The sequence below is a fragment of the Rhizobium sp. J15 genome, assembly GCF_002531825.1.
Taxonomy (GTDB): domain Bacteria; phylum Pseudomonadota; class Alphaproteobacteria; order Rhizobiales; family Rhizobiaceae; genus Rhizobium.
This window is the reverse complement of record NZ_NWSX01000076.1, coordinates 1-17,686: the sequence shown is the minus strand read 5'-3', so window position 1 is coordinate 17,686 and position 17,686 is coordinate 1. Positions and strand designations below refer to the sequence as shown.

Sequence of the window (17,686 nt, the reverse complement as noted above, 5' to 3'; positions counted from 1 at the left end):
TATTGCTGCGCAGCAACAACTTGTCGCACATATGCGAGCCAATGAACCCGGCTCCGCCTGCCACCAGAACACTTTTCATTCCATGCCCCTGTTTCTTCATTTGCCGAACCTCGTGCAAATATAAAACAATGCCGAATTAAGCAGTCATACGCCTGATGGATTAGCTTTAACATGGTATAATATCGCTGATGACATATTTTCTTCAGGGATATTTGCAACCGCTGCAAGATAAAATCAGACGAATGGGAAATTGCTTACCCGAGCGCGACAATAATAGTATCGGCAGGCGCTGTCGTCAGACGTTAGTCTGATGTCGCGACGATTGAGAAACTTGGTTGATCTCAATGCGCGAATGTATGAATCTGCCGCCTTATCAGGCCTTTTGGCGGCAAAGAACCGCAACCACACGTACATTCGGCAGTTTTGATCGGCCTCGCCCCGGCCAGAAATCTTTCGCGACGCAGCAAAAAAATTCCTCTTCGGCCGGCAGTGCGACGACGTCAGCCATGGTGGATGGTCTCCCCTCCCCAACCCCTCCCCACAAGGGGGAGGGACTTAACTCGCCGCACCGCCGCATGCCAAAGCGAGCGTTCTTGCGGACGAGAGGTTGCGCGAGAGCGGAGAGCGTCCGGCAAGTAAGCCCCTCCCCCTTGTGGGGAGGGGTTGGGGAGGGGTTTTGCTGGGTCAGAAGTGCATTTTCGACTTCCCGGCACTCGCCATAACGTTGAAAATACAGCACTAGGATGCAAGTACCCAAATAATTTCGATGCGTGGCGGTGAAATTGAATGACCAGGAACGAAGCTCTGGAAATCATGCATGCGTTTCTGAGAGACGCCGAGAAAACCCGTATACGGCCTGAAAATGCACCGCTGGCAATCACAGGCATGAAAGAGTTGGCCGATCCCCCGGGCTGGGTCTTCTATTTCAACACGCAGAAATGGGCGGAGACCAGACTCTTCGAACATGCCATAATCGGACAAGGGCCAACGATCGTTCTCGCCGACGGACGTTTGCTGGACGGGGGCTCCGCCGAAAGCGTGGATATGGTTCTCAGAAGATTCGGCGTATCAAAATCCGCCCCTGCCGAGTTCAGCCCTCGATCCACCTAGATAAGTCGGTTCCGCTTTGCCGCGGGTTCATTGAGAGCCTTCAAGCCGCCTTCCCGACCACCGCCTCGCCCATCGCCTGCGGCTTGCCCAGCAGATAGCCCTGCGCCTCGTCGCACTGCTCTTCGAGCAGCGTATCCAGCTGCGCCTGCGTCTCCACGCCTTCGGCCAGCACCGGCACTTCGAGGCTGCGGCCGAGCGCCAGGATGGCGCGGACGATGGCCTTGGATTGCGGGCTGGTCTCGACCTCGGCCATGAAGCTCTTGTCGAGCTTGATCTTGTCGAAGGGGAAGGAGCGCAGCGTTTCCAGCGAGGAATAGCCGGTGCCGAAATCGTCGATGGCGATCGAGACGCCGAGCGCCTTGATCTCGCGCATGGTGCGCAGCGCCTTCTCCTTGTCGACGATGATGGAGCTTTCGGTGATCTCGATTTCGAGGCGGCGCGGGTTCAGCCCGGTTTCGAGCAGGACGCCGGCGACCACCGCCGCCATGTCGGCATGGCCGAGCTGGATCGGCGAGAGATTGACGGCGATCTTATAGCCGTTGTTCCAGCTCGCCGCCTCCCGGCAGGCTTCCCGCAGCACCCATTCGCCGATCGGCAGGATCGCGCCGCATTCCTCGGCAAGGCCGATGAAATCCATCGGCGGGATGTTGCCGCGCTCGGGATGGCGCCAGCGCAGCAGCACCTCGTAGCCGGTGATCTCGCCCGTGCGCACCGATTTCTGCACCTGATAATGCAGATGCAACTCCTTGCGGTCGATCGAGGCCCAGAGATCGTTTGCGAGCGCGCGGCGGCGGCGCGCCATCTCGTCCATATCAGCCTCGTAGAAGCAGACCCTCTGCAGCAGCGATTGCTTGGCGCGGTACATGGCAAGGTCGGCATTGGCAAGCAGCCCGTCGACGCTTGCCGCATCGCTCGGATAGATCGCGACGCCAAGGCTGGCGCCCGTCTTGATCTCGAAGCCGTCGATCGCAACGGTGCCGGCAAGCGCGCCTTCCAGCCGCGCGATGAAATCATGCAGGGCGCTCAAATCGTCGAAGCGCTTGCTGGCGGCGAATTCGTCGCCGCCGAAGCGGGCGATGAACTCGCCCTCCTGCCGCGCCGCATCGAGCCGCGCCGCAAGCTCGACCAGCACCTTGTCGCCGGTGGCGTGGCCGTGCTGGTCGTTGACCTCCTTGAACTTGTCGAGATCGATGCCGATGACGGCGACATGGCCGCTCACCCGCTCGGCGATCATCATTTCCTCCGAGACGTTGTCGCCGAATTGCAGCCGGTTCGGCAGGCCGGTCAGCCCGTCATGCTTGGCGAGGAAGGCGACCTGCTCTTCGGATTTCAGCCTATCGGTGATGTCTTCGAAGGTGACGACCCAGCCGCCATTGGCGAGCATGTTGACATGCTGCTGGATGGAGACGCCGCTCGCATATTTATGGACGGCGCTGCCGGCGCCGGAGCGGATCAGCGCCATGTTCCTGAGATAATGCGCCTCGGAGAGGGCCGCGGCCTCCGCCGCATCCTCGGTATTGGCGCCATAGCCGATATCGACGATCTCGCGATAGGCCATGCCTGCATGCACCGAGCCCTCGGGAAAGCGGAAGATTTCGAGATAGCGCTTGTTGCAGAGCAGCAGCCGCTCGTCCCTGTCGAACATGCAGATGCCCTGCCCGATATTTTCGAGCGCGACGTCGAGATTGCGGCTCACCTCCTCGATCCGGTCGGCATCCGCCTTCTGCTTGCTGTTGTCCTTGGTGATCTTGGCATAGCCGATCAGCGCGCCGGTCTCGTCATAGATCGGGTCGATCACGACATAGGCCCAGAAGGAGGAGCCGTCCTTGCGATAGCGCCAGCCCTGCGCCTCGAACTTGCCCTCGCTGCGGGCCGTCTCCAGAGCCCGCTGCGGCAGGCCGTTCTGCCGGTCCTCCTGCGAATAGAACAGCGAGAAATCCTTGCCGACGATCTCGTCTGCCGTATAGCCCTTGGCGCGCTCGGCCCCGGAATTCCAGTTGCTGACCTTGCCGTCGGGATCAAGCATGTAGATCGCGTAATCGGTGACACCCTGCACCAGCAGCTTGAAATTGCGCTCCGCCCTTGCGGTCTTGGCGCCGGAGCGCACGGCGAAGATCGCCGCAGCAAATCCGCCCGTCAGCAGCGAGAAGGTGACGGCGACGATCGTCACCACCATCAGCGCCGGCGAAAGCAGCATGGACGGGTTGAAGGCCGAAGCATCCGGCACGACGGTCACGCCCGCCGTCGCGGTGAAATGCAGCGCCACGACGCCGAGCGTCAGGAGAACCGTCGAAGCGAAGCGGCCGAGCGTCGACCGCCCGCTCCGGCCGGCAAAGCGGAAGGCCGCGATCGAAAAGCCGATGCCGAGCACGACCGAGGCCACCAGGAACTTTTCGTCCCAGGAGATGACGCCCGGAAATTCGATCGCCAGCATGCCGCTGAAATGCATGAGCCCGATGCCGGCGCCGAAAAAGGCGCCCGCCAAAATATCCGCCGCCCACCTGCCATAAACGATCTTCGCCGCCACCGCCGCACTCGTCGCCACGATCGCGATCAGCAGCGAAACCAGCGTCAGCCCGGCATGATACCCGACGACGACGCCAGGATCATAGGCGAGCATGGCGATGAAATGCGTGGCCCAGATCCCAAACCCGCCAGCCGCCCCCGCCGTCACCAGCCATGTCAGCCGCACCGCCCCCTCCGACGACATCGCCCGATCGAGCAGAACCATCGCGCAATGGCTGGCAAGAAAGCAGATCAAACCCGCAAGCCCGACCAGCGTAAGATCATGCTGCTCGGTGATGCACGTCAGAACGGTGTACATGGAAAGGCCCTCGATTTCGGGGCCACGCTATGCGGGGGGCGCTTAAGGAAGGTTGAAATGGGCGGGGTGTGGGAGTGCGGAAATGCCGGGGTTGGGGCGGGTTGTGGGATTAGGGTTTATGGTGCGTGTGTGGGTATGGTGAATGGAATGGTGTGGTGGGATCGAGGTGCTCACGGCAAGACGGTTGAACGTCTCATCAGTCACATGCGTCTTCGCGCTACTAGAGGGAATTGGCGTGATGTGGATCAGAATCGACATTCGCAGTAAGCTATATTCACATTCGCGCCTAAAAACAGTCGAATTGGCATATTGTTTGCGGTACTGGCGAGGCGGAGTGGTTCAACGCGGCGAAGAGCGACCAAGGTAAGATGGACCAAGTAGCGGCGGAGGTAGCGAAAAACGAGGATGGTGGCTCTAGCCCGATTGGGCGTGGGGGCGCCGGAACTTATATCGAAGGTGAGCTCGGCGCTTTCTATCTTCTGCAGATGCTCGCCGGCAGCGAAGCGCGCGGGCTTCCCCATGCCCGCATCGAACGGATTCAGTTTCAGGGGGCCGACGAAGGATATGCGCTGGACGACCTCATCGTTCACGGCACTTCGGATCGAGGCAGCTCGCTTCTCGAGATCCAATCGAAGCGCACAGTTACCTTCGCACCGAAGGACAGTATCTTCCAAGATGTTTGCGAACAGATCGTGAAGAGCGCACCGGCGGACAAACCGACAGACCGCCATGTGTTGGCAGTCGCAACCCAACGCTCCAGCTTCGCGATTTCCGGCCCCTATCAGGATGTGCTCGAATGGGCCCGCACGGCCAAGACCGGTGTCCAGTTCTTCGCGCGGTTGGGGTTGAAAGGCGTCGCCAGTGACACCATGCGCAGCTTTGCAGGGACATTTCGCAGCAATCTTGTCGCCCAAGGCGTCGCGGATGATGACGAGACAATCTGGAGTATCATCCGACGATTCCAGATCCTCGAGTTCGATTTCGAGTCGAGCGCGCCGCAGGCCCGGACCTATGCGCTCACGATCGTGTCGCAGGTACTCGCTCCGGAGGACGTAGTCCGCGCCGAAGCACTGTTGAGCAACCTCATCGAGCTTGTGATCAAAACTGGTAAAACAGGAGGCTCGATTACACGCGACGAGCTACCAGGCATGTTGGCTGACCGTGGATTTCGCCTGACTGGCAATCGGAACTATACGTCGGCGCGCGCGCGCCTCGCCGAGATGTCGCGATTCGCACTCAGAGATATCGGATCGACGGTCGGTGGCGTGAACGTCCCCCGCCGCGGCGCATTGGCAGCCCTTGAAAAAGCCCGCGACCGACACCGCTTCATCGAGATCACAGGAAACCCGGGCGTCGGCAAATCCTATGTGCTGCGCCACCTCGCCGAGCGGATAGGAAGGGAGGCGCATGCCATCGTTCTTGATCCAATCGGAACACCTGATGGCGGCTGGGCAGCTCTTGCTCAACGCCTCGATATATCTGGCACCGCAAAGGAATTCCTCGTTGATCTTGCCGCTAGTGGTGGCGGTATTCTGTTCATCGACGGTCTCGATATGTTCACTTCGGCCGAGCGGCGGCGAACCGTCAATGACCTCCTTCGAGAGATTGCCGCGATAGATGGGTTCTCGGTTGTGGTGTCGACCAGGCCTGATTTCGATACCGAAGGTCGGAATTGGCTCGCCGAAGATGCTCTCGCTGTCCTCGGCCCCCCTCACCGGGTACTCGTGAACGAACTCGACGACGAGGAGGTCGCGGCACTCAGCCAATTGGCGCCTGAATTGAGCGCGCTTCTGGCACCTGGCCATCCTGCCGCCAGCATATCCCGCAACCTCTACCGATTGACCCAGCTACTTAAGGTGCCAAGCACGGTTGAGATTCGCACGGAGGCGGCGCTCGCCGATCGATGGTGGCAATCCGCCGACGGGGCGCAACCTGCGGACGTTCGCGCCGCCCAGCGCATTCTCGCAAACCTCGCGAAAGGCGCACTGGCCGGCCGTGAGACCATCGAAGCGGCAGTGGATTCACCAGCACGCGACCACCTGCTGCGAAGCTTGACCTTGAGCGAGCCGAAGCGGGATCGGCTCGGTTTTTATCATGACGTGCTGCGCGACTGGGCGATCGGTGCAGTCCTACACGAAGATGTAACGCTGCTCGAAGGAGTCGATCTGGCGATTGCGCCATCGCCACGTTTGATGCGCGGCATCGAATTCGCAGGCAGGTTCGCGCTTGAAAAGACGCAAGACAGTTCCGTCTGGGAGGAGCTTTTGGCTGCGCTGTCGCGGGCTGGCGCACACGATGCATGGCGGCGCCAGGCGCTCATGGCCGTAGTCAGGTCCGAGCTTTCTCCACAGCTTTTAAACCGCTGCAAGTCGGCCTTACTCGCTCGGGGCGGCGCGCTACTGTCCGAACTGTGCACGGCAATCAAGGCAGTGGAAACTACTACTGTGGCCGAGCTATTCGCACGGGCGGGAGCAAAGGGCATTGAAACTTTCGAAGCACCGCGGTCGCTGCGCGCCGCCATAACGCCGTCGGCGCCCACTCTTGTTACTTGGTGTGCTGCCAATGCCGCCGAGATACCCATCCAGGCGATCGGGGCCATCGTCAAACTGGTCGAAATTCAGTTCTTCCTGGCCGTCAGCGTCTCTCCGTATGGGCAAACGATCGCCAGCATGCTGTTTAAATGGCTGATGCAGCTCGATTTTCAGCCTTTTTGGACTGATATCACCTCTCCACCGGACGCCCCGAAACTTCAAGGACAGGCGCGTCAGCGGATGATCAGCGACCTTCGCTCCATCACGATCTTGCTGGCAGCGAACGCGCCAGACGAAACGAAAGCTTACCTAACGGCGGCAAAAGAAGAGAACAACCCATACAAGCTCAAGGAGATCCGACCGTTTAGTCGCGCGTTAGCGGGCGTCGCTCCCAAGGAACTTGCAGGGCTTGTCGAAACCAGCCTGATAGAAACGCTGCATCGCGACGGGACGAACCGCCACTTTATGGACCGCGCATTCAGTTTTATCGACAGTGATTATTTGCCGTCTTCGCCGGCTCAGCCACCTTTTCTCGATTTGCTCGAGGCAGCGCCGGAGATCGGTCTCGCGCTCATTCGGAAGCTTGTCGAAACGGCGGTCGCATTTCACGCCCGTGGCAAGACGACAACTACCAACGGCTACACTCTTGTCTTCGACGGGAAGCCGCGCTTCTTCCCATGGGTAGAAACCTATTTCTGGGCTCGCGGCCAAGCTCGGGAATATTCTGCTGCGTCAGGACTGATGGCGCTTGAGGCCTGGTCCCAGGAGCGGCTCGACAAAGGCGATGACGTTCAGTCAGTTCTCAACGATATTCTAGGGCCACAAGGAAGTTGCGCGGCATATCTTCTGATTGCGATTGATGTGCTGATGTCCCATTGGCCCAGCACGAGAGACCCACTCGTCCCTTTCCTGGCCAACCCTGAACTGCTCGCCAATGATCGCACGCGCAGCGCGTATGAGGCTCTCGGAGTCATGGTGGTCGGTAAGGAGCCGAACGGGCGGATCAAACTGGCCGATCTGGCCAAGCGTGCATCGCGCCGGTTGATACTGGAGCACCTCGTTCCCTATTACCTTGTTGATGACGATGCCGGACGCCGCCTTCGCGCACTCCTTCGCAATGCCGTCGAGGAGATCGGGCCATACGCGGACCATGCAGACTTTGGCGACCCCGCATTCATGGGCGCTTATGCGCTCAATATGCTTGAGAGGGCAAATTGGATCGAAGTTGATGGGGCGCATTCCTATCAATCGCCGCCAACAGAAGCCAGCCATCTGGCGAGGCTCGAAGAGAGCCGGCTGAAGCTCGTCGGTTCGAGTGCGATCGAAGCGAAGATTCAGCTAGCGGCGAATGATCCGGCCAAGGGCTCTGTGGAAGTCGCGCGGGAGGCGGTGCATTATGCCGCCGGCAGCCTTCCCGAAAACAGCGACACTGATGACCTCAAGTCTCGGTCAACCCGCCTGATTGCGACCGCGATGCTCGTTGCACGTGACGGTGACGATACCCTTCTAGAGGAGCATGAGGCCTGGATCAGACAAGTCATCGCAGAGTCGCTGAAAGAAGAAAGCGAATCCTACGTCTCCATCGAGACGCTAGGGTACAACCGACCGGCCATGGGCATTTGTGCAATGGTCCATCTTTGGCATCGGCGCGGACTGCCGGCCGATCGCAATCTTCTCGTGGAGGCCACAGCGCGGAAGGATTTTGCCGCCGTCCCGGCGTTCGCGGCGGCATTTGCGCGTATCAAGGAGACCGATCCGCGCCTCCTCAAATCTTCCCTCAGGATCGCGTTCGCATGCCGCCGCTGGCGATGGCATCCTTACGATGAGGATTTGACGAGCCGTGCCACCTATGACGCCGAGCAAGGACGCCTTGATGGAGAAGTGGTCGCCTCGGAGATAGCTTGGCTCGATGGCGGAGCAGAGCCGGTTTGGCCGGTCTTACCGGATGAGAGACCGACCTTGCGAGATAGGCCACGTATTCGGGTTGCCAAAGGCCGGGAACGCTCCAAGCCGAGCGGCGATGATGATCGCGCCGCGAGGCTGTCAGAAAGGGCGTCTGTTCATATTGATGCGCAGGGCATTGCAAAATGGCTCTGGCTCTTAAACACCGACCCAACGGCGACCCCAAAGTGGTGCGAGGAACTGGTCGCCGCCTATGCATTATGGTCTGCCCGGTTGAATGGTCATGGCTATTCATCCGACACAGATCTGGACCGGGTGCCAGACGACTGGAATCATCAATTCTATATTCTGATGGCGGCGGCACTGATGGATGCCACGGAGGACCAATGTGAATTGCTTCTTGCGCCTATTTTAGAGCTTCCGGACCAGTCGTTTTGCGATGTTGCAGATACCCTCATTCACGCTATCGACGTTATTTACTTCAACGATCGAAGCCGGGCAGCCGATCGTGCCTCCAAACTGCGCGAGAGGTTTGTTGCACGAGTGACGGCGCTCAATGGTTGGTCATGGGATTACCACCGCGATGGTTTACAAATCGACTATGAAACCGGCCCGCCTATCGCGAAGCTGCTCATGAACCTCTACAATCCGTTCGCCAGTACCCGGAGCTATCTGTTCCCGGCAGTTTTCGATCGAATCGATCCGCTTCTAAAAACACTGCGACCACTTCTGCGGGGCGGTCCGACCGCTTTCGTCGCGCTATGCACCATGAATACGTTGTTGGTCGCGCCCACAGCGCGGCATCTAGATTTCCTACTGAGCGCTGTGGAACTCTGGCTGGAAGCCACACGAGACGATCAGTCGATGTGGCACGCACTCGGCATTGGACGAAAGGTTGCACAGTGGTTTGAAAAGGCTGCGTTCGCGGACCCATCTTTGCTTCACCAAGGTCATCTCGAACGAGCGAGGATCGACGCTACACTCGGCCGGTTAGTCAGCCTAGGAGTGTCAGAAGCACACGACCTCGAGATGAGAATCCGAGCCGCACACGACCGTAGCACAAATAATACTTCAAGTTGAAGCGTTGTTCGAGCAGCGAAGCCTTTACAAACCTCCGCGCGCCAAGAACGCGCAGACACCTTTCTTCATTGTCGGCTACCGCCCCCTCACCCCTCCAACTCCACAATCGCACACCCATACCCCGCAAGCGCCAGCGTCCCCCTCACCGCCTTCTCCCCATCCAGCAGATCCCGCCCGGCCGGCACGCCGCCGACCGTCACAGCCTGATCCGTATAATTCTGCACGAACAGCAGCCGCCGTTCGTCGTTCATCCGCATCGTCACCTCCACGCCCTCGGGCAGGCCGCCGACCAGCGGTTCCACGCCGGCTGGCGTAAACAGGCGTTCGGTCAGCGCTTCGGTCAGTTCAGGCGTGAGGTAGGTGCCGAGATAGACCACCTGCCCCTTGCCGACCTTGCGGGAGGTCGCCATCGCCTGGCCTTCGGCGTAGCGGTTGGACCAGGCGGCGATCACTTCGACTTCGGGATCGACGGTCAGGTTTTCGTAGAAGTGGCCGGCGGTCAGTTCGCGATTGCCGAGCTTGAAGCGGCGCTGGCGGCGGTTGCTTTCGGCCGGCTTGTTCGGCGGGATGACGAGGCCGCCGGAGCGTTCCATCACATCGAACAGGCCGTTGGCGCCGGGTGCGGCCAAGCGGCCGAAATCCTCGACGCGCACGCCGGTGAGCTTCGAAAGGGCGGTGCCCGGCGCGGTTTCGCGGATGACGTGGTTGTCTTCATCGCGGGTGCCGGTGCGCGCGCCGATGACGACGGTGCCGCCGGCGGCCGCGAAGGCTTCGAGCCTCGCCGTCCATTCGTCCTTCCACATCACCCAGTGGGGCACATAGAAGAGCTTCAGCCTGGAAAGATCGTCCTCGGGATGGATGAAGCCGCAGGCGATGCCGCGATCATAGCAATATTGATGCAAGAGGATCGCATCGTCCTGCGGGCTCGGCAGGCCGATCGGATAGGTCTTGTGGGCCTCCTGATTGTCGAAATCGGAGCCGGCGATGCCGACGTCCATGCGGACATAGGTGCCGAGGATCTTCGGCTGCAGCGCGATCATCTCGCTTGCGAAGCGGCTGGCCTCCTCATAGCGGTGGCGGCCGATATCGTCATGGTCGATGATGCCCATCCAATAGATCTCGGCGCCGAAATGGGCCGGCCGCCAGCGGAAGAACATCAGGCCGTCGGCCCCGTGGGCGACCGAGGAGAGCGCCATGCGGCGCAGTTCCCCCGGCTCCGGCGTCAGCGTGCAGAAACCCGGCTGGCTGCCGAAGCCCGATTGCTGCTCGGGCACGATGTAATTGCCGGAGAAACCGCGGCAGATATCGAGATGCAGCGCCTGCACCTTGGCATGGTTGCCGAGCCGCATGAACTCGTCATAGAGCATGGGATAGATGTCGTAGCCGACGAAATCGAGATCCTTGCTGAACTGGCCGCGGAAATCGATATCCCTCAAGCCGCCGAGATTGTGGAAGACGAACCAGGCGGGTTTCACCGCGCGCAAGATCTCCACCTGGTCGTGCTGGAAGCGCGCCGTCGAGAAGGCGAGGAAGCGGTGGTAATCCTGCAGATGGCCGGGGCTCGGGAAGGTCGGGCCGAATTCGATCGGAAGCACCACCTGATCGAAGCTGTCATAGGCCGTCGCCCAGAAATCGCCGCCCCAGGCGCGGTTGAGCTCGGCGATCTCGCGGTATTTGTCGGCGAGGAACAGCTGGAATTCGCTGAGCGTCGCCTTGGAAAAGCTCTCCGGCATGCTGGTGTTGAGCTCATTGTCGGTCTGCCAGCCGACCACGAAAGGATTGTCGCGGTAGTGCTCGGCCATCGCCTGCGTGATGCGCTTGCTGTGCTCGCGGAAGACCGGGCTTGCCGTATCGCAGTGCTGGCGCGAGCCGTGGCTCATCGGCCGGCCCTTGCCGTCCACCCTTAAAATTTCAGGGTGGGCAGCGGTCAGCCAGCGCGGCGGGGTGGCCGTCGGCGTGCACATGATCGTATCGATGCCGTGGCGGCCGAGGATTGCTATGGCGCGGTCGAAGAGATCGAAATTGTAGGTGCCGAGCTTCGGCTCGAGAATGTGCCAGGCGAATTCGGCCATGCGCACCACGTTGAAGCCGGCTTTCGCCATGCGCTCGGCATCGCGCTCCCAATAGCTTTCGTCGACATGCTCGGGATAATGCGGGACGCCGACGAGAAAGCGATCGGTCTTGACGGTGTTCCATACGGAGAGGGTCTTGTCGGACACGGGGCTGGTCTTTCCTATTTGTCGAGAATGGTCTTGCGGGCGCTGATCGTGCGGCCGCCATCGGGAGCAAAGAGATAGAGCTCGCCGGCATCGAGCTTCAGCGCCACCTTCTGGCCGGCGGCGAAGGGCGCGACATAGCTCAGCTGCGCGGTGATGTTGCCGGTGCCGCTTTCCGACGCGATGGTCTGGAGATTGCCGGCATCGACATAGAGAATGGTCTCGCGGCCGAGATGCTCGACGAGGCGGACCTCGCCGTGAACAGCCCCGCTCTCGCTGCCCTCGGCGACCACCGAGATCGCCTCCGGCCGCACGCCGAGCGTGAGACCCGTACCTTTCGAAAGCGTCGTCGGCTGCGACAGTTCCACCGTCAGCGGCGAAAGGCCGGGCGCGGAAACCGTGACATGGCGGCCGGAGACGGCATCGATGGTGACGCCGAGGAAATTCATGCGCGGGGCGCCGAGAAAGCCGGCGACGAAGAGATTGTCGGGGTTGCGGTAAAGCTCCAGCGGCGAGCCGACCTGCTCGATGATGCCCTGATTGAGCACCACGATGCGGCTTGCCATGGTCATCGCCTCCACCTGGTCGTGGGTGACGTAGACCATGGTGGCGCCGAGCTCGGCATGCAGGCTGCTGAGTTCGACGCGCATCTGCGTGCGCAGCGCCGCATCGAGGTTCGACAGCGGCTCGTCGAACAGGAAAACCTCCGGCGAGCGGGTGATCGCCCGGCCGATCGCCACGCGCTGCCGCTGGCCGCCGGAAAGCTGCTTCGGCCGCTTGTCGAGCTGGTCTGTGATGCGCAGGATCTTGGCGGCGCGCGCCACCGCCGCATCGATCTCGGCCTTCGGGCGCTTTGCCATGCGCAGGCCGAAGCCCATATTCTCCGCCACCGTCATATGCGGATAAAGCGCATAGGACTGGAAGACCATGGCGATGCCGCGATCGCCCGGCTCCTGCCGGCTCACATCGCGGCCGTTGATCATGATCTGGCCCGACGAAATCGTCTCCAGGCCGGCGATGGATTTCAAGAGCGTGGACTTGCCGCAGCCGGACGGACCGACCATGACGATGAACTCGCCTTGCGCGACGGAAAGGTCGATGCCGCGCAGCGCATGGTAGGCGCCGTAATTCTTGTTGATCTCACGAAGTTCGAGACTGGTCATGTCCTGGCCCTCTCTTGTTGAAACGGAAGACGCCGGCTCATCCCTTCACCGCGCCCATGGTGAGGCCGGCGATGAAATGCCGCTGCATCAGGAAGAACATCACGACGGGCGGCACGGCGACGACGATCGTGCCCGCCGAAACCAGGTTCCAGGCCGAGACCCACTCGCCACGCAGATTGGCAAGGCCCGCCGTCACAGGCTTGACGCTGTCGCTGACGGTCAGCACCACGGCCCAGAAATAATCGTTCCAGACGAAGGTGAAGATCAGGATGGCTAGCGCCGCAAGCGCCGGCCGCACCAGCGGGATCACCACATGGATCAGCGTCTGGAAGGGCGAGGCCCCTTCGGCGCGCGCCGCCTGGAACAGCTCGTCCGGCAGGGCCGCAATGAAATTGCGCATGAAGAGCGTCGCAAAGCCGGTCTGGAAGGCGACGTGGAAGATGATCAGCGCCACGGTGGTATCGATCAGGTCGAGCCGCACCATCAGGTCGCGCACCGGGATCATCATGATCTGGTGCGGCAGGAAATTGCCGCCGACGAAGAGCGCGAAGATCAGCATGTTGCCGGGAAAGCGGTAACGCGACAGCACGAAGCCGGCGAGCGTCGACAGCACCAGCACACCGAGCACCGACGGGATGGTGATGATCAGGCTGTTCAGGAAATAACGCGCCATCGGCGTGTCGGTGAAGACGGCCCGGTAATTGTCGATGAGGCCGATCTCGGTCGGCCAGCCCCAGAGATTGCCGCCCATCACGTCAGCCGTCGAGCGGAAGGAGGTGAGGATGATGGCAAAGAGCGGGCAGAGCCAGAGGATGAGCACGATGACGACGGTCAAGACATAAAACCGGCGCTGCCAGACGGCACTTTCGGGAATGGGACGAGGATACATCAGCCTCCCCTCTCTTCGCTGCGGATGATGTGGGTGAGATACCAGGCGATGAAGACGGCCATGATCACGAAAAGCACCGAGGCGATCGCCGCGCCGTAGCCGAAGCGGTAGGAGAAGATCGATTGCTCGTACATCTGGTAAGCGAGCACCGAGGAGGAGCCGAACGGCCCGCCCGATGTCATCACCGAGATCATGTCGAAGGAGCGCAGCGCGCCGACGACCGTCACGGCGATGGCGATGAAGGTGACCTGCGTCAGCTGCGGCAGCACGATGTGGCGCAGCATGTTCCAGCCCCTCGCCCCATCGACGCGGCCCGCCCCGATCAGCTCTTCGCTCAGATTGTTGAGGCCGGCGAGATAAAGCACCATGCAGAAGGTGATCTGCGGCCAGAGTGCGGCGATGACGATCGCGAAAGTGACGAAGTGCTCGTCCGACAGCACCGCCGGCGCCACCGCCCCGAAGGCCCTGAAGATCAGCGCCAGCAGCCCGAACTCAGGCGTATAGACCCAGGTGAAGACGACGCCGACCGTGACGGAAGCGAGCACCAGCGGAATGAAGAACAGCGACTTCAGGAAGCGCATGCCCGCGATCTTCTGGTTCACCAGCAGCGCAATGGCGAGCCCGATCGGCGGTGCCGCCATGAACATGACAAGCCAGATCAGATTGTTCTTCAGCGACACGTAGAATTGCGGATCGTTGTAGAGCTCGACGTAATTGCCGAGCCCGATCCACACCATCGGCCCGAACCCGTCCCACTCGTGAAAACTGATCCAGACGCTCCTGACCGCCGAGAGCAGGATGACGGTGAAGAACAGCACGATACCGGGCACGATAAGCAAAGTCGGGGTAAGCCACCAACGCTGGCGGCGCCATAATGTCTGCATCTTGAGAACCTTGTTTAAGGATAAGAGCGAGCGACCCTCGTGGGCTGCCCCTCATCCGGCTGCCGCCACCTTCTCCCCGTAAACGGGGCGAAGGGACTATGCCGCAGCCTCTCCGTCCCCATCGACGTCTCGTAAGGCACGTCCCCTCTCCCCGTTTACGGGGAGAGGGTTAGGGTGAGGGGCAGCAGAACGCGCCTGAGCCTCAAATCTTATAAATCCGCTTCCGCGTCCCCTCGAGCCGCGTCAGGATCGCCTTGCGCCGGTCGGGCTTGGCCATGAACTCCTGGAAGCCGACGAGGCCGGCCTGGGCCATGTCGGGGTCGCTGTCGCGGTCGTAATATTGCGACGTGCCCTGCACCGTCTTCATCGTCTCGACGGCAACGTTGACCAGCGGGTCCTTGCTGGCAGGCAGGTCGTTGCGCGGCGGCACGTTGCCGCCCGGCTCCAGATAGGCCGCCAGGTTCTCCGGCTTGTAGAAATAGGCGAGGAAATCGCGCGCGCCCTGCTTGTTCTTCGCCTTGGCGGGAATGTGGATCGAATTGACCGAGAACTCCTCGAAATGGCCGACCTTGGCGTCGAGCACCGGGAAGGTGGCGTAGCCGAGCTGCGGCAGGTCCTCTTCGGTGAAAGCCGAGCGCAGGAAGGCGCCGAGGTTCATCATGCCGGCCTTCTTCTGCGCCAGCAGCGCCGCAGCCTCCTGCCAGCCGAAGGAGGTGTGGTTCGGCGTGAAGAAGCCCTTTGATATCATCGCCTCCCACTGGTCGAAGACATCAGTCAGCGACGGATCGAGATAGCTCATCTCGCCGTTCATCAGCGCCATGTGCTTGTCGAGCCCGTTGATGCGCAGGTTCATCTGGTCGAACCAGCCGGCCGCCGGCCACAATTCCTTGGTGCCGATCGCAACCGGGGTCAGACCCGCCGCCTTGCACTTCTCGCCATAGGCCATGAAGTCTTCGGCGGTCTTCGGCACCGTCAGCCCGTGCTCGGCGAAGACGTCCTTGCGGTAGAACATGCCCCAGAGCGTGCCGCCGGTGGGAAGGCCGTATTGCTTGCCGTCCTCGGTGACGGCGCCGGCCGTCGCCCCCAGCACGTCCTTGTATTTTTCCTTCTCGAACAGGTCGGAAATATCGTCGAACAGGCCGCGCTTGACGAAGGCGCGCATGCGGTTGCCCGAGAACCAGGAGCAGACATCCGGCGCGCCGGCGACGAGATAGTTGCGGATCGCCGTCTTGTGGGCCTCATGGTCCATATTGTTGATGACGACGTTGACGCCGGTCTCCTTGGTGAAGCCCGCCGCGATCGCCTTCAGCGCATCGAGCGCGGCGCCGTTGTTTTCGGCGGAGATCATCGTGACCTCCTGCGCCTGCGCGATGGCGGGGATCGGAAAGCCGCCCGTGACGGCCGCCGCGGACACCAGGCCCGCCCCCTTGAGGAAGGTCCTGCGGGTGGTTGCGGGAAACTGCTTCGAAAATCTCATTGAATTCCTCCCGGTTGATCGATCAACACCGCCCTCTTCCAGCGGCCTCCTCCTTGAGGTCCGCCCGGCCGGGCGCTCGACTGCCGATCCCTCAACGATGCAACGCCCCTGATCCGTTTGCTCGTTCTGTTGATCGGCGGGCAGACTTATGCATAAATTGACCCAGCCCGCAATAATTAATTTACAAAATTAAGGAATGCATCGTGAAGCTAAAAGGCGACCAGACCACGGCGAGAGCCATGAACCGACGCCTCATCCTCAACCTTCTCAGACGCGAAGGGCCGAGGAGCCGCGCCGATATCGCCACCGTCATCGGCCTCTCCCCAGCTGCCGTCACCTTCGTTGTTTCAGACCTTCTGGAGGAAGGTATCGTCGCCGAGGGCAAGGCCGTGCCCGGCCCCGCCGGCCGCCGGCCGATCCCCGTCGAGATCAATTACGAGCATGCCCTCGCCGTCGGCTTCAAGCTGATGGTGGATTCGGTGGAGTGCGTCGCGACCGACCTCGCCACCAACCCCGTCGCCGCCATGCGCGTCGGCCTGGAGGGCCATGATCCCGATTATGTCGCCGATCTCCTGGCGGCCACGGTGCCCGAACTGGTCAAGCTCGCCGGCCGGCCGAAGGCCAAGCTCGCCGGCATCGGCATCTCGATGCCCGGCGTCATCAACCACGAACAGACCGCCTGCGTGCGCAGCCACCGCTTCAAATGGGACAACGTTCCGCTGGCCTCGCTGGTCGCCGCCCGCGTCCACGTGCCGGTCTGGCTGGAGGACGATACCAACGCCTATGCCATCGCCCAGCAGCTCTTCGGCCTCGGCCGCCAGCACCGCAACATGGCCGTGCTCGCCGTCGGCGTCGGCATCAGCTGTGCGCTTGTTATCGACGGCAAGCTCTATCGCGGCGCAAACGGCGCCGCCGGCAAATTCGGCCACACGCTGTTCGAGGAAGGCGGCCGCCTCTGCGAATGCGGCAAACGCGGCTGCCTCATGGCCTACCACTCCGAACTCTCGATGCTGCGCCGCTGGCGCGAGACGACCGGCCGCGACGACCTCGGCCTGCCCGAACTGCGCGAAGCCCTCACATCAAACGACCCCACAGCCACCGCCCTCGTCGCCCATTCCGGCCGCAGCATCGGCACCGCCCTTGCCAACCTCGTCAACATCACCGACCCCGAAGTCATCGTCGCCGGCGGCGAAGCCGTCTCCCTCGGCGACCACTTCCTCACCCCCCTGCGCGAAGCCCTCACCGCCCGCACCTTCCGCCCCGCCCCGCCGCTGCTCCCCGACTGGGAAGACAATTCCTGGGCCCGGGGTGCCGCCGCGCTGGTGACGCAAAAGATCTTCGACTTTGAATCGTCCGGCGGCGTGACGGACATTGCGACGCTTGGTGCGAGAGGCTCGCCGTCGGCGGCTTGAGCGGTGCGTGTCGCTCTGCCAGACAGGGCATGCCGTGCAGCCCCCTCAGCCGCCTGCCGGCACCTTCTCCCCGAGGGGAGAAGAGATTTGTGGCACCGTCCTCATTCCCCATCTAAGGCCTCAGGGACGCGAAACGTCGCCACGAATCTCTTCTCCCCAGTGGGGAGAGCGACTGTCTTCGTTGTCAAGCGTTTTGCC

General features: G+C 61.6%; 11 protein-coding genes. 3 read left to right on the top strand and 8 right to left on the bottom strand.

Annotation, left to right across the window (positions count from 1 at the left end):
• A partial coding sequence (locus CO670_RS33580) for an NAD-dependent epimerase/dehydratase family protein (RefSeq protein WP_141502453.1) occupies positions 1-79 on the bottom strand: 79 nt, incomplete at its 3' end.
• Positions 80-373: 294 nt separating this feature from the next.
• Positions 374-508 (bottom strand): hypothetical protein, encoded by a 135-nt coding sequence (locus CO670_RS33705; RefSeq protein WP_280951388.1) that lies wholly within the window; start codon positions 506-508, stop codon positions 374-376.
• Between the two features lie 278 nt (positions 509-786).
• Here CO670_RS33705 and CO670_RS31560 point away from each other — a divergent pair, with 278 nt between their 5' ends.
• Positions 787-1,110, top strand: a complete 324-nt coding sequence (locus tag CO670_RS31560; protein WP_097593932.1) for a hypothetical protein — start codon at positions 787-789, stop codon at positions 1,108-1,110.
• A gap of 40 nt (positions 1,111-1,150) precedes the next feature.
• On the opposite strand, the gene CO670_RS31555 is transcribed toward CO670_RS31560, so the two are convergent.
• Positions 1,151-3,934, bottom strand: a complete 2,784-nt coding sequence (locus CO670_RS31555; RefSeq protein WP_097593931.1) for an EAL domain-containing protein — start codon at positions 3,932-3,934, stop codon at positions 1,151-1,153.
• 368 nt (positions 3,935-4,302) lie between these two features.
• On the opposite strand from CO670_RS31555, the gene CO670_RS31550 reads away from it, so the two are divergent.
• Entirely contained in the window at positions 4,303-9,447 is a 5,145-nt protein-coding gene (locus tag CO670_RS31550) for a hypothetical protein (RefSeq protein WP_097593929.1), read from the top strand.
• A gap of 86 nt (positions 9,448-9,533) precedes the next feature.
• Here the strand turns inward: CO670_RS31550 and CO670_RS31545 are convergent, their stop codons facing one another.
• From CO670_RS31545 to CO670_RS31525, 5 genes are all read right to left on the bottom strand, one after another.
• Entirely contained in the window at positions 9,534-11,666 is a 2,133-nt protein-coding gene (locus tag CO670_RS31545; protein ID WP_097593928.1) for a beta-galactosidase, read from the bottom strand.
• Positions 11,667-11,680: 14 nt separating this feature from the next.
• Positions 11,681-12,826, bottom strand: a complete 1,146-nt coding sequence (ugpC, locus tag CO670_RS31540) for a sn-glycerol-3-phosphate ABC transporter ATP-binding protein UgpC (RefSeq protein ID WP_097593926.1) — start codon at positions 12,824-12,826, stop codon at positions 11,681-11,683.
• Between the two features lie 37 nt (positions 12,827-12,863).
• The gene (locus tag CO670_RS31535; protein ID WP_097593924.1) at positions 12,864-13,715 is read right to left on the bottom strand and encodes a carbohydrate ABC transporter permease; all 852 of its coding nucleotides are present in this window, start codon (positions 13,713-13,715) and stop codon (positions 12,864-12,866) included.
• On the bottom strand, positions 13,715-14,599 hold the full coding sequence (locus tag CO670_RS31530) for a sugar ABC transporter permease (RefSeq protein ID WP_097593923.1): 885 nt from the start codon (positions 14,597-14,599) through the stop codon (positions 13,715-13,717). The genes CO670_RS31535 and CO670_RS31530 overlap by 1 nt, the downstream gene beginning before the upstream one ends.
• Before the next feature lie 202 nt (positions 14,600-14,801).
• Positions 14,802-16,076 carry an ABC transporter substrate-binding protein gene (locus CO670_RS31525; RefSeq protein WP_097593921.1) on the bottom strand — a complete coding sequence of 425 codons (1,275 nt, stop codon included), beginning with the start codon at positions 16,074-16,076 and terminating at the stop codon, positions 14,802-14,804.
• Positions 16,077-16,279: 203 nt separating this feature from the next.
• Between CO670_RS31525 and CO670_RS31520 the strand changes: the two genes are divergently transcribed.
• Positions 16,280-17,488: an ROK family protein gene (locus CO670_RS31520; protein WP_097593920.1), complete on the top strand. Its 1,209-nt coding sequence runs from the start codon at positions 16,280-16,282 to the stop codon at positions 17,486-17,488.
• Positions 17,489-17,686: the final 198 nt, after the last annotated feature.